Below are 13,034 nucleotides of genomic sequence, written 5' to 3'. Positions count from 1 at the left end.
CGCCTCCGCCGCCGCCCAGGCCGAGGTCCGCCACCGTCCCGGCAGCCACGTCGCCCCCGCCCCGGGAGCAGCCGCGCAGTCGGCTGCGCCGTCGTCCGCTGCGGCGGCCGGTGCCGGCGTGTCGTCGATGCCGCCCGCGTCGGCGACCGAGATCGTCCCCGGCTCGGGTGGACTCACCCGTCGGCAGATCCGGCAGATGCGCGCGGCCGAGGGGCAGGCCATCCAGCCCGTCCCGCTCCAGAACCCCACGCCGCAGTCGTCCGACCGCACCGTCGAGGACGTGCTCGGATCCGTCGATTCGCTGCACGACGGATCGGGTCGAGCAGACTCGACGGGCGCGTCGTCCGTCTCCGAGGGCACGGACCAGCACCCCGTCAGTGCTGGTACGTCCGAGCCCGAGCCGCTCGCGCAGGAGTCCTCCGTCGCCGCGGAGCCCTCGGCCGAGACGGTCGTGCTCGACCAGGCAGCCGTGGCGCAGGCGACCGAGGCCGATGGGTCGCCCGACGCGATCGAGCCCCTCGAGGAAGCCGCCGCCCACGGCGAGGAACCCCGTCGCCACCGTTCGACGTGGGCCCCGCCAGAGACCGCCGAGTCGTCCGACGCCGGCGCTGCCTCGGAGACGCCGGATGCCCCGGCTGCGGCACGACGAACCCCCGTCGAGTCCTCGACGCCGGCGGTGTTCCCACTCTCGCTGGACGAGGACGACACGAACGAAGTCCCGGTCCAGAGCACCGCGGGGGCGGCGCAGCCTTCGGCACCGCACGCGCCTGTCGGCTCCGCTCCGGTCTCGACGGGCATGCAGGACGACGCGACCGAGGCCGCCGCACCCCGCGTGCCGGCGTCGTTCCAGCGCCCGGCCGAGCCGAAGCCCCTCACGACCGCCTTCGAGCCGCCCGTCGGTCACTGGTCGCAGCAGGCGCACGATTCGAACGACGCCGAGATCCACGACGAGGAGACCGGCACCCGCCGCGTCGCCGTGACCAACACGAACGCGATCATCCTGCCGAACTCGGCCCTCGCCGACCCGACAGGTGCGCTGAACGCCACGGGTGAGGTCATCCTCACCGGCTCGATCGACCTGCCGTCCTCGCTGTCCTCGACCGGGTCCCACCGGCCGATCGACGGCGCCGAGGTCGACCGTCTGCTCGAGCAGCACGACGAGCAGCCCGAGACGGACGCCAGCCCGGTCCGTGCCAGCCGTGCGGTGTCGAGCCACACCTCCACTCGGCAGGTCGTCCTGGCGGCGGCCAAGCCGAAGGAGTCGCGGACACCGCTCATCCTCGGCGTGACGGTCGGTGCCGTCGGCATCGCAGCGGCCGCGGTCATCATCGTGGCGCTCGTCACGACCCACACGTTCTGAGTCCTCCCCACCGCACGCTGCCTGGCCGTGTGTCGGTGGGGTGGCTTATGATCATGACCCATCAAGCGATCCGGCAGCCTGCCAGGTCGACCGACCGGAAGGAATCCGTGACCGCCTCCTCACGTGCACTGGAACTCGTGCAGATCGCCGCTCAGGCGGCTGACGCCAAGCAGGCCGAAGACCTCGTCGCCCTCGACGTGACCGGGCCGCTGCAGCTCACCGACGTGTTCCTGCTCGCGACCGGCCGGAACGAGCGCAACGTGCTCGCCATCGCGGACGAGATCGAAGAGCGCCTCCTCGACGCCGGGGCCAAGCCGCTCCGCCGCGAAGGCCGGAGCGAAGGGCGCTGGGTCCTCATCGACTTCGGCGAGATCGTCGTGCACGTCTTCCACGAAGAAGACCGTCAGTACTACTCGCTCGAGCGTCTCTGGTCGGACTGCCCGACGATCCCGCTCGAACTCCCGGTGGACCACACCGCCTAGATGCGACGCGCCCGGGTGGCGGCGATGATTTCGTCACCCGGTGTTCGCATGGTGTACGCTTCACTGGTGCCTCCGGGGAACTGGGGGACAGAGAAGTCGGTGGGAACACCACACTTCGGGTCTGTGGCGCAGCTGGTAGCGCACCTGCATGGCATGCAGGGGGTCAGGGGTTCGAGTCCCCTCAGATCCACCATCACCCCCGCGGTTCTCCGGAACCGCGGGGGTTTTCTCGTTCCGGGAATCCGCGGCCGTGGTGATCCGTCTCTCCCCACTACGCTGAGCGCATGAGCAGCGACGCACCCCTGTCCGGTTCCGCCCTGACGATCACCGCCGGTGGCTACACCGCCGAGATCGCCTCGGTGGGGGCGACGCTGCGGACGCTCCGGTTCGAGGGACGCGACCTGGTCGTGCCGTTCGACGTGGACGAGGTGCGCCCGGCCTTCCGCGGCGCAGTGCTGGCGCCGTGGCCGAACCGCGTCGTCGACGGCAAGTACACGTTCGGCGGGACCGAGCACGAGCTCGCGTTGACCGAGCCGAAGCGGCAGCACGCGTTGCACGGGCTGGTCGCCTGGACCGACTTCCGGACCGTCGCGCACGAACCCGACCGTGCGGTGCTCGCCACGACGGTGCCCGCGCAAGAGGGGTACCCGTTCCGCGTCGAGGTCCTGGTGGAGTACCGCGTCGACGGCGACGGACTGCACACCACGATCACCGGGACGAACACCGGCGCCGACGCAGCACCGTGGGGGACCGGGCCGCACCCGTACCTCGTCGCCGGCGAGGGGCGGGTCGACGACTGGACCCTGACCCTCCCCGCCGCCGAGGTGCTCGAGGTCACCGAGGACCGGCTCGTCCCGACGGGTCTCGCGCCGGTACATGACGAGTTCGACCTGCGCTCCGCGACGCGCATCGGCGACCGCTTCATCGACCACGCCTTCACCGGGTTCGACCGCGATGCGGACGGCACCGCGACGATCGTCCTCACCGCCGCCGACGGCCGTGGCGTCCGCGTCGCGTTCGGCCCGGAGTGCGGGTGGGCGCAGGTCCACACCGCTGACCACGTCGTGCCGGAGTACCACCGCGTGGGGCTGGCCGTCGAACCGATGACGTGTGCGCCCGACGCCTTCAACGCCGGTCCCGATGCCGGACTCGTCGTGCTCGAGCCCGGTTCCTCGTCGGCTGCCTCGTGGACGATCGCGGCGGTCTGACGGCAGCACCCGCGTCCGCTCGGATCGAGGTCCGGCGGCTGTCGTCGGCTCCCGACCTCGGTGCCCTCGCCGCAGCGTCCGGAGCCGACGTGGTCTGGCTCGACTCCTCGTTGCCGGCAGGTTCGCCCCCGACCGCACACGCCCGTGCCCGGTGGTCGGTCCTCGCGCTGACGGACGGTCCGTTCGCGGCACGGTTCCGGCACGAGGGGCGGCGTGCGTTCGTCGAGACGGCCACGGCGTCCCGCACGTGGTTCGGGGGCGTGGCGACCGTCGAGGGCTCGGATCGGCCCGCGTTCGCGGTCCTCGCCGACCTGCTCGCGCGCACCCCGGTGCTGCCGGAGCCGGTCGCGGGCTGCGGTTTCGCGCTCGGCTGGGTCGGGTTCCTCGGCTACGAGCTCGGTCGCGAGTCCGGCGGCGTCGACCGGACGGCCGAGGGGCACGCGGACGCGGACCTGCGGTTCGTGGACCGGGCGGTGGTCGTCGACGACTCCGGTGACGCCTGGGCACTCGCCCTGGCGAGCGATGCGGAACCCGAGGCCAGCGCGCGGAACCGCGCATGGCTGGAGACGGTGACCACCCCGGCCGCGCGGGTCGACGTCGACGGCGCGGCCCCGTTCCTCCAGGGCCGGGCTCCGGCCACCGGGCGCGTGACGCGCGCCGCCTACGAGACGGCGGTGGACGCGTGCCGTGCGGAGATCCGTGCGGGCAACGCGTTCCAGGTGTGCCTCACGACCTCCTTCGCGGTGCCGCCGGTCCAGGAGGCACGGCTCGGCCCCGCCTCGGACCCCCACCTGACCGAGTACCTGCGGCTCCGCGCGCTGGACCCCGTCCCGTTCGGTGCCTACCTGCGGCTCGGCCCGCTGCGCGTGGCCAGCCGGTCGCCTGAGCGGTTCCTGCGGATCGACGCGTCCGGGACGGTGTCCGCAGAGCCGATCAAGGGGACCAGACGACGCTCCCACGACCCTGTGGAGGACGAAGCGGCCCGTGCCGGACTGGCCGCGAGCGCGAAGGACCGTGCGGAGAACGTGATGATCGTCGACCTGCTGCGGAACGACCTGCTCCGGACGGCGGTGCCGGGGTCGGTGCACGTCGATCGGCTCTGCGACGTCGAGACCTACGCGAGCGTGCACCAGATGGTGTCGACGATCGGCGCGGTCCTCCCGGAGGGGACGTCGCGGGCCGCCGTGGTGCACGCCGCGTTCCCGCCGGGGTCGATGACCGGCGCACCCAAGATCAGTGCGATGCGGATCGCGGATCGGCTCGAGGACGGGCCTCGCGGGCTGTACTCGGGTGCGATCGGGTACTTCTCGGCCAGCGGCGCGGTCGACCTGTCGGTGGTGATCCGCACACTGGTGACGGTCGTCGACGACCGGGGCACGGTGTGGTCGCGGTCGTTCGGTGCCGGCGGCGCGGTGACGTGGTCGTCGGTCGCCGTCGACGAAGCGGACGAGGTCGAGACGAAGACGCGCTCGGTGCTCGCGGGAGTGGGGGCCGTCGCCCGCTGGTGAGGCGGGTCGTCAGGGCGGATCGTTCCTCCACAGCCCCGGAGACCACCGACAAACGGCGTGTCGAACGCGTGTTCGAAGCAATTGTCCACAGGATGTCGGACCCGATTGACATCATCGAACACATGTTCGAATATGAGGGCATGCAGACGGCGGCGGCACTCCGATCGCCCGGGGCTCCGACAGAGCCGACCGGGCGGTCCGGTGCTGCCCGGCCGGTGCGGCGGGTCGACCACCTCGGCGACGCCCGCGCCGCACTCGAACGGATCACCTCGCTGCGGTCGCGTGTGGCCGAGATGGAGTCCACCCGGGTCGACACCGAGGGGCTGCCCACGGCCGAGGCACTCGCACCGCTCCTGCCCGGCGGCGCGATCCGCGTGGGCGGCTCCTACTCGGTGCACGAGTCGGTGCTCCTCGCGATGACGATGCTGCAGGCCGCCTCGGCCGCCGGTGCCTGGTGCGCAGTGGTCGGGGTGCCGTCCTTCGGGGTCGAGGCAGCGGCCGCCGCCGGCATCGACCTCGAACGGCTCGTGCTCGTCCCGGACCCCGGTGACCAGTGGCTCACCGTGACGGCCGCGCTGGCGGACGTCGCCCAGATCGTCCTCACCCGCCCGCTCGGCCGGGTGGTGCCCGGCGACGTCTCACGGCTGTCAGCACGGCTGCGACAGCGTGGTGGGGCGCTCGTCGCGCTCGGGTCCTGGCCGGGGGCCGACGTCTCGCTGCGGGTGACCCGGTCCGAGTGGAGCGGCATCGGCGACGGGCACGGCTTCCTGACGGAACGACGGGTCACGGTGTCGGCGTCCGGTCGGGCGGGGGCAGGGCGGCCGGTGGACGCCGACCTGTTGCTGCCCGCGGCGGACGGCACGGTGCGGGCCGCCGTCCCGGACGCTGCGGCATCCGGCCCGAGCCGGACGGCACCCGTGCTGCGTCCCGTGGCGGTGGCGTCGTGAGCCCCCGTGGTGGTGGTCGGACCCGGACCAGCGGGTCCCGCGTCACCGGTGCCCTCGCCGGGCGCGGGTCCGGCGCCGGTGTGGGTGCAGTGGGCGTGCCGGATGCGCGGGCCGTCCGAGCCGACGCGCTCGCCCGTGGTGGTGCGCTGCCAGAGCCCCCGCCGACGCGGACGATCGTGCTGTGGTGCCCGGACTGGCCGGTGATCGCGGCCGCTCGCGCTGCCGGGTCGCCGCCGGACCACCCGTTCGCCCTGGTGGTGAAGGGCCAGGTGTACGCCAGTTCCGCCAGCGCCCGGCAGCACGGCGTGGTCCGGGGGCTCCGTGTGCGTGAAGCGCAGGCGCGCTGCCCCGAGCTCGTCGTGCAGCCCTACGACGACGCGCTCGACCACCGGGCGTTCGAACCGGTCATCCGCGCGGTCGAGGCGGCGGTCCCCGGTGTCGAGGTCCTGCGGCCGGGCACCCTCGCGCTGCGGTCCCGTGGGCCGGCCCGCTACTACGGCGGAGAGCGAGCCGCGGCGGCGACCCTCGCGGGCATCGCTGCCGACCACGGTGCCCCCGGGGTGCGCGCCGGCGTCGCGGACACCCCGTTCGCCGCCGAACACGCTGCACGGGCCCGCCCCGCACGTCCGGGGGAGCGGGTGCGGATCGTGCCCGTCGACGGCTCCGCGCAGTTCCTGGCCGGGCTGCCGCTCGGGGTGCTCGGGGACGCCGACCTGGCGATGCTGCTCGGGCGCCTCGGCATCCAGACCCTGGGTGAGTTCGCCGCGCTGGCCGACGAACAGGTGCGCGACCGGTTCGGGCTCGCCGGGGCGTTCCTGCACCGGCTCGCCGGCGGTCGTGACCCGCGGGAGATCGCGGCGCGCGCGGTCCCGCCGGAACTCCGGGTCGAGGCGTCGTTCGAACCCTCGCTCGACCGTGCCGACCAGATCGCGTTCGCGTTCCGCCGCTCTGCCGACGACTTCGCCGCACGGCTGCGGGCAGCCGGACTCGTCTCCACGACGATCCGGGTCGGCATCGTCGACGAGCGGGACATCCTGCTCGAGCGCACGTGGGTGCACCCGCGGTGGTTCGACGCCGCCGACGTGGTGGACCGGGTCCGTTGGCAGCTCGCCGGCGGAGTGGACCCGACCGGGCTCGAGGCGCCGGTCGTCCAGGTGGTCCTCGAGCCCGTCGCGGTCGACGACATGGCCAACCACGAACGCGGACTCTGGGGGACCGGGCCCGACGAACGCGTGCACCACGGTCTCGCCCGCGTGCAGGGGCTGGTCGGGCACGAGGGCGTGGTGACGCCGCGGATCGGCGGCGGTCGCACCCTGGCCGAACGCGTGGTGCTCGTGCCGTGGGGTGACGCTCCCGTCGGTGGCGAGCGTGCCCTGGCGACCGTCCGCGACCGCCCGTGGCCCGGCAAGCTGCCCGGGCCGCCGCCGGCGACCGTGCTCGACCGTCCCCGCCCGGTGGACGTCGTCACCGGCGACGGTGGCACCGTCGACGTGGACGACCGCGGTGCCCTCACCGGGGTCCCGGAACGGTTCCGTGCCGAGGGGGAGCGTGGCGGCCGGTTCGACGCCGTGACGGCGTGGGCCGGACCGTGGCCGCTCGTCGTGCGCTGGTGGGAGGCCGGCGGTCGCCGACTCCACCGGTTGCAGCTCGTCGACGCCGACGGACGTGCCTGGTACCTCGTGCTCGCCGACCACCGGTGGTGGGCCGAGGCGGTGGCGACGTGACCGGCGTCGGTGTCGGCCGCGTGGCCGTCGGCGCGGACAGGCAGGTGTGCTGATGGGGTACAGCAACCCGCCGATCCCGTGGTCCCAGTTCGAACGCGCGCTCTCCGACAAGCGGAACCCCGGCAGCTCGCACGACGGCGACGGTGGCGACAGCCCAGCGTGGTCCCGCAAGCGCGAGCCCTACGCTCCGACGACCCCGCCGGTGTCGGACGACACCAACGTGCCGGTCGTTCCGTACGCCGAGCTGCACGCGCACTCGACGTTCAGCTTCCTCGACGGCGCGAGCGGACCGGAACAGCTCTTCGAAGAGGCCGCTCGACTGCATCTGCACGGGCTCGCGCTCACCGACCACGACGGCTTCTACGGTGCTGCGCGCATGGCCGAGGTGGCCGAGGCCTACCCGACCGTCGCCACGGTGTACGGCACCGAGCTGTCCCTCGGACTGACGGAGCCGCAGAACGGCGTGCCCGACCCCGAGGGGACGCACCTGCTCCTGCTGGCGGACGGGCAGGACGGGTACCACCGGCTCGCCGGCGCCGTCACCCGCGCGCACCTGGCGGCCGGCGCCGAGAAGGGACGGCCCCGGTACGACCTCGACGACCTCGCAGCACGGTCTGACGGGCACTGGCGGGTGCTGACCGGGTGTCGCAAGGGGGCCGTCCGGCAGGCGCTCGAGCGCGGGGGCGAGTCCGCGGCCGAGGACGCCCTGCGCGCCCTGCTCGACCGGTTCGGCACCGCGGGGGTCGTCGTCGAGCTCACCGACCACGGCGACCCGATGGACACCGCACGGAACGACGTTCTGGCCGACCTCGCCGCGAAGCACGCGCTGCACACGGTGGCCACCGGCAACGTGCACTACGCCACCCCGGACCGCTTCCCGGTCGCGACGGCGCTCGCCGCGGTCCGCGCCCGCCGCAGTCTCGACGAGATCGACGGGTGGCTGCCGGCCGCGCCGACGGCACACCTCCGGTCGGGGGCAGAGATGACCCGGCGGTTCGCCCGCTACCCGGGGGCGATCGAGCACAGCGTGGAACTCGCCGATGAGCTCGGGTTCCGGCTGAAGACCGTCAAGCCCGGGTTGCCCGACATCGACGTCCCCGACGGGCACACCACGATGTCCTGGCTGCGGGAACTCACGTGGCGCGGCGCCCGCCGGTTCTACCCCGGCAGCGCCGACGGTGTCGACCCGCAGAAGCGCGAGCGCATCGAGCGCGAGCTCTCGGTGATCGAGGACAAGGACTTCCCCGGCTACTTCCTCATCGTCCGGGACATGGTGCAGTACGCCCGTGAGCGCGGCATCCTCTGCCAGGGCCGCGGTTCGGCGGCGAACTCGGCGGTCTGCTACCTGCTCGAGATCACCGCGGTCGACTCGATCCGCTACGGGCTGCCGTTCGAACGCTTCCTGTCGGCCATGCGCGACGAGGAACCCGACATCGACGTCGACTTCGACTCCGACCGTCGTGAAGAGGTCATCCAGTACGTCTACGAGAAGTACGGCCGGTTCAACGCCGCGCAGGTCGCGAACGTCATCACCTACCGTCCGAAGGGCGCCGTGCGGGACATGGCGAAGGCGCTCGGCCACAGTCCCGGGCAGCAGGACGCCTGGTCGAAGCAGGTCGAACGCTGGGGCTCGGTGACCGAGAGCCAGGACCACGACATCCCCGACACCGTGGTCGACATGGCACAGCAGGTGCTCGGGTTCCCACGGCACCTCGGCATCCACTCCGGCGGCATGGTCCTCACCGACCGGCCCGTGGGCGAGGTCGTGCCGATCGAGCACGCCCGCATGGACGGCCGCACGGTGCTGCAGTGGGACAAGGACGACTGCGCCTACATGGGGCTCGTGAAGTTCGACATGCTCGGACTCGGCATGCTCGCCGCGCTGCAGTACTCGTTCGACCTCGCCGCCGAGCACTGCGGGGAACGCTGGGACATGCACTCCATCCCGAAGGAGGAGCAGGGCGTCTACGACCAGCTGTGCCGGGCGGACACCATCGGGGTGTTCCAGGTGGAGTCCCGAGCGCAGATGGGAACGCTGCCCCGACTGCTGCCACGGCGCTTCTACGACCTCGTGATCGAGGTCGCCCTGGTGCGTCCCGGGCCCATCCAGGGCGGCGCGGTCCACCCGTACATCCGACGTCGCACCGGCGAAGAGCCGATCACGTACATCCACCCGTCGCTCGAACCCGTGCTCGAGCGGACCCTGGGGGTCCCGCTCTTCCAGGAACAACTCATGCAGATGGCGATCGCGGTGGGAGGGTGCTCTGGCGACGACGCCGACCTGCTCCGGCGTGCGATGGGGTCGAAGCGCGGGCACGAGAAGATCGACCGGCTCCGCGAGAAGCTCTACGCGGGGATGGCAGCGAACGACATCCACGGCGAGGACGCCGACGCCATCTACGCCAAGATCCAGGCGTTCGCGAACTTCGGCTTCGCGGAGAGCCACTCCATCAGCTTCGCGCTCATCGTCTACGCGAGCGCGTGGATGCGACTGCACTACCCCGGGGCGTTCCTCGCAGCGCTGCTCCGTGCGCAGCCGATGGGGTTCTACTCACCCCAGACCCTGGTGGCCGACGCACGGCGGCACGGGGTGACGGTGCTGCGTCCGGACATCCTGCGGTCCGGCGTGGACGCCACGTTGGAACCGCTGCACGACGACGACAACGCCGCCGCCGACGACGGCGTCGGCTCGGCAGACGGCGGTCCAGGAGGCGCGACGCACGTCCACGCGACGGGTCACGACGACTGCCTGGCCGAGGAACAACCCCCGGTGCTGCCGTTCGACAAGGCCACGCCCGACGACACGGCACGGCACCGGCGGGACGGCGCCTTCGCGGTCCGCCTCGGACTGGCCGAGGTCTCCTCGCTCGGCCGGAAGAGCGCCGAGAAGATCGTCGCCGAGCGGGACACCCACGGCCCCTTCACCGACATGTCCGACCTCGCTCGTCGCGTCGGCCTGACCACGGCGCAGCTCGAGGCGCTCGCCGCCGCCGATGCCTTCGCGTCGATCGGGGTCGACCGACGCGGTGGGATGTGGTCGGCCGCACAGGCCGCTGCCGAGCGTCCCGACCAGCTGCCCGACACCCAGGTGACGGTGCAGCCTCCGCTGTTCGGGCAGATGACCAGCGGTGACGTCCTCATCGCGGACATGTGGTCGACGGGGATGACGACGGACGATCATCCCGTGCGGCACGTCCGTGGGGGCCTCGTGGCTCGCGGGGTGCTCAGCGTGCAGGACACCGCGACGGCCGAGACCGGACGGCGGGTCGAGGTCGGGGGGATCGTGACGCACCGGCAGCGTCCGGCGACGGCGTCCGGCATCACGTTCATGAACGTCGAGGACGAGACCGGGCTGGTGAACGTGATCTGCAGCGTCGGGGTGTGGGGGCGGTACCGACGGGTCGCGCGTGAGGCGCCGGCGGTGATCGTGCGCGGGATCCTCGAGCGGTCGCCGGACGGGGTCGTGAACCTCGTGGCCGACCGGATCGAGCACCTGTCCCTGTCGGTCCGCACGCGGTCGCGGGACTTCCAGTGACCGGACCGGCAACGCACCGGCCCGACGCGCTACTGCACTTCCGGGATGCGGATCGTGACCTCGAGCCCGCCGGACCGGACGTTCCGGAGCGACGCCGTCCCGCCAGCCCGTTCCGCCACGGCACGCACGATCGCGAGCCCCAGACCGGAGCCTCCGGGCAGGGGGATCGTGCCCGTCGCGGGATCGGGGTTCGGGCGGGACTTCCGGGCCTCGTCGGGACGGGTGAACCGGTCGAAGGCGACCGGGATGAACGACTCCGGCACACCGGGGCCGTCGTCCGTGATCTGCAGGATCCCCTCGCCACCGGCACTGCGCCACGAGACGAAGATGCCTCCGCCACGGGGGAGCGCGGCGACCGCGTTGCCGGCGATGTTCGTGACGAGCTGTGCCATGCCGCCGGTGTCGAGCCGGTACCGCGGCTCCGCGGTGCCACCGCCGATGCCCGGGCCGGAACCGCCGACGGCGACCGGGGACTCCAGGTCGAAGTCGACGGTGATGTCCTTCGTGGACGCGATGAGCCGGACGCGGTCGACGGCGCTCATGACCTCGTCGCCGAGGTCCGACCAGCCGGTGGGTTGCGCTTCGGCACCGTCCTGTTCACGGCGCTCCGACTCCTCGATGCGGGACAGTGTGAGCAGGTCGTTCGCCAGGCGGGACAACCGCGCCACGCTGAGCTTCGCCCGCTCGATGTGGGCGGCGAGGGCAGCTGCGTCGTCCCCGTCGAGGGACGCCAGGTCGAGCTGGGTCGTGAGGATCGCGAGGGGCGTGCGGAGTTCGTGGCTCGCGTCCGAGACCATCTGGCGTTCGCGTTCGGTCGCCTGGCGCGTGCGGGCGAGGAAGGCGTTCAGGGTCGTCGCCAACGAGGCGAGTTCGTCCTGCGCCGGTCCGACCGGCAGCTCAGCACGCTCGGGGGCGACGGAGAGACGCTCGGCCTCGCGCCGCATCCGGTTCACCGGGCGCAGGGCTGCGGTCGCGAGCGCCCACGACGCGACGCCGAACGCGACCAGGATCGCGAGTCCGGTGAGCGACAGCGTCGAGGTGAGGTCGTCGACGACGATCGCCTCGGCCTGCGAGTTGCGGGCCGCGACGACCGTCCACCGCCCCGCCTGGTTGACGGGGTGCTCGACGACGACGCGGTACTCCGAGCCGGCGACCCGGATGAGCGACGTCCCGGCCTTCGTCTCGGTGAGACTGCCGAGAGCGCGCTCGACACGTGGCGGCATGGTCGACAGGGCGATGTCACCGGACGGCGAGACCACGGCCACGAGCTGCGCGTTGCCCGGCGGGGACAGATCGGGATCGCTGTCCACCTCGAGCGTGGCCACGTACGGATCGGCGTCCGCGTCGAGCAGGGTACGGGTGGCGCTCGCGACGACGCTGACGACCTGGAACCGCATCACGAGCACGAGCAGCACGATGACCACCGCCGCGATCGCCGTGGACCCGATGGTGATCCGAGCGCGGAGCGACAGGTTCCGCAGCGGACGGCTCAGGCCACGCCCGGGACCGGTCACGCCCCGAGCAGATCGAGCCGGTAGCCGCGACCGCGCACGGTGGAGATCGCGACCGTCGCCTCGTGCGAGGTCAGCTTCTTGCGGAGGTACGAGATGTAGTGCTCGACGACGTTCGGGTCGACGTGCTGCGAGCCGTCCCAGACCTCTTCGAGGATCTTCGGACGGTCGACCACGGTGCCCACCGACCGTGCGAGCAGTCGGAGGAGCGCGAACTCGGTGGGGCTGACGGCGACCCGCTGGCCCTTGATCATGATGCGACGGGCCTCGGAGTCGATCGCGACGTCGCCGACCTCGATGGTGCGCGGGGCGCCGGCGGACTCGCGGCGGCCGAGGGCGCGGAGGCGGGCGGTGAGCTCGGCGAAGGCGAACGGCTTCGTGAGGTAGTCGTCGGCGCCGGCGTCGAGGCCGAACACCCGGTCGTCCACGGCATCACGAGCGGTCACGAGGAGGATCCGGACCGGGTCTTCGCGCTCGCGGATGCGTCGGGCGAGTTCGAAGCCGGACATGCCGGGCATCATGACGTCCACGACGGCCAGGTCGAACGCCTGGTCGCCGAGAGCGATCAGTGCCTCGACCCCGTTCTCGACCGCGGTGACGCGGTACCCCTCTGCGGCGAGCCCACGCTCCATGAGCGCGCGCATCTCGTCATCGTCCTCGACCACCAACAGGCGCATAGCGACCTCCTCGACCCCATCGTGGCACCGAACCTGTACATGCGGGAGATCTCCCGGCCGAACAGGCTGAATCTCGTCACAG

The 13,034-nt window shown here is 72.5% G+C and carries 9 protein-coding genes and 1 tRNA gene; 8 read left to right on the top strand and 2 right to left on the bottom strand.

Annotated features, from left to right (window positions below):
* The 8 genes from Q7F20_RS04265 to Q7F20_RS04230 form a co-directional block, all read left to right on the top strand.
* On the top strand, positions 1–1,360 hold a 1,360-nt coding region (locus Q7F20_RS04265), incomplete at its 5' end, for a hypothetical protein (protein ID WP_305738869.1).
* A 107-nt stretch (positions 1,361–1,467) separates the two neighbouring features.
* Complete coding sequence (rsfS, locus tag Q7F20_RS04260) at positions 1,468–1,842, top strand: ribosome silencing factor (RefSeq protein ID WP_305738868.1); 375 nt, start codon at positions 1,468–1,470, stop codon at positions 1,840–1,842.
* A gap of 117 nt (positions 1,843–1,959) precedes the next feature.
* A tRNA-Ala gene (locus Q7F20_RS04255) sits at positions 1,960–2,035 on the top strand.
* A gap of 91 nt (positions 2,036–2,126) precedes the next feature.
* The gene (locus Q7F20_RS04250) at positions 2,127–3,050 is read left to right on the top strand and encodes an aldose 1-epimerase family protein (RefSeq protein WP_305738867.1); all 924 of its coding nucleotides are present in this window, start codon (positions 2,127–2,129) and stop codon (positions 3,048–3,050) included.
* Positions 3,029–4,558, top strand: coding sequence for an anthranilate synthase component I family protein (locus Q7F20_RS04245; protein ID WP_305738866.1), 1,530 nt, complete (start codon positions 3,029–3,031; stop codon positions 4,556–4,558). The genes Q7F20_RS04250 and Q7F20_RS04245 overlap by 22 nt, the downstream gene beginning before the upstream one ends.
* A gap of 122 nt (positions 4,559–4,680) precedes the next feature.
* Complete coding sequence (locus Q7F20_RS04240; RefSeq protein WP_305738865.1) at positions 4,681–5,505, top strand: hypothetical protein; 825 nt, start codon at positions 4,681–4,683, stop codon at positions 5,503–5,505.
* Positions 5,506–5,600: 95 nt separating this feature from the next.
* Positions 5,601–7,229, top strand: a complete 1,629-nt coding sequence (locus Q7F20_RS04235; RefSeq protein WP_305738864.1) for a DNA polymerase Y family protein — start codon at positions 5,601–5,603, stop codon at positions 7,227–7,229.
* A gap of 52 nt (positions 7,230–7,281) precedes the next feature.
* Positions 7,282–10,764, top strand: a complete 3,483-nt coding sequence (locus tag Q7F20_RS04230; RefSeq protein WP_305738863.1) for an error-prone DNA polymerase — start codon at positions 7,282–7,284, stop codon at positions 10,762–10,764.
* 29 nt (positions 10,765–10,793) lie between these two features.
* On the opposite strand, the gene Q7F20_RS04225 is transcribed toward Q7F20_RS04230, so the two are convergent.
* Both Q7F20_RS04225 and Q7F20_RS04220 read right to left on the bottom strand, forming a co-directional pair.
* On the bottom strand, positions 10,794–12,278 hold the full coding sequence (locus tag Q7F20_RS04225; RefSeq protein WP_305738862.1) for a cell wall metabolism sensor histidine kinase WalK: 1,485 nt from the start codon (positions 12,276–12,278) through the stop codon (positions 10,794–10,796).
* The gene (locus Q7F20_RS04220) at positions 12,275–12,952 is read right to left on the bottom strand and encodes a response regulator transcription factor (RefSeq protein ID WP_305738861.1); all 678 of its coding nucleotides are present in this window, start codon (positions 12,950–12,952) and stop codon (positions 12,275–12,277) included. The genes Q7F20_RS04225 and Q7F20_RS04220 overlap by 4 nt, the downstream gene beginning before the upstream one ends.
* Positions 12,953–13,034: the final 82 nt, after the last annotated feature.

The organism is Curtobacterium sp. A7_M15, from assembly GCF_030705415.1.
Taxonomy (GTDB): domain Bacteria; phylum Actinomycetota; class Actinomycetes; order Actinomycetales; family Microbacteriaceae; genus Curtobacterium.
The sequence above is the reverse complement of the archived record's forward strand: the minus strand, read 5'-3'. Positions and strand labels throughout refer to the sequence as shown.

Bases quoted from the DNA above. Each gene is read 5' to 3' on its own strand.
- Q7F20_RS04250 (WP_305738867.1), top strand. From the start codon at position 2,127: ATGAGCAGCGACGCACCCCTGTCCGGTTCCGCCCTGACGATCACCGCC.
- Q7F20_RS04240 (WP_305738865.1), top strand. From the start codon at position 4,681: ATGTTCGAATATGAGGGCATGCAGACGGCGGCGGCACTCCGATCGCCC.
- Q7F20_RS04230 (WP_305738863.1), top strand. From the start codon at position 7,282: ATGGGGTACAGCAACCCGCCGATCCCGTGGTCCCAGTTCGAACGCGCG.
- Q7F20_RS04220 (WP_305738861.1), bottom strand. From the start codon at position 12,952: ATGCGCCTGTTGGTGGTCGAGGACGATGACGAGATGCGCGCGCTCATG.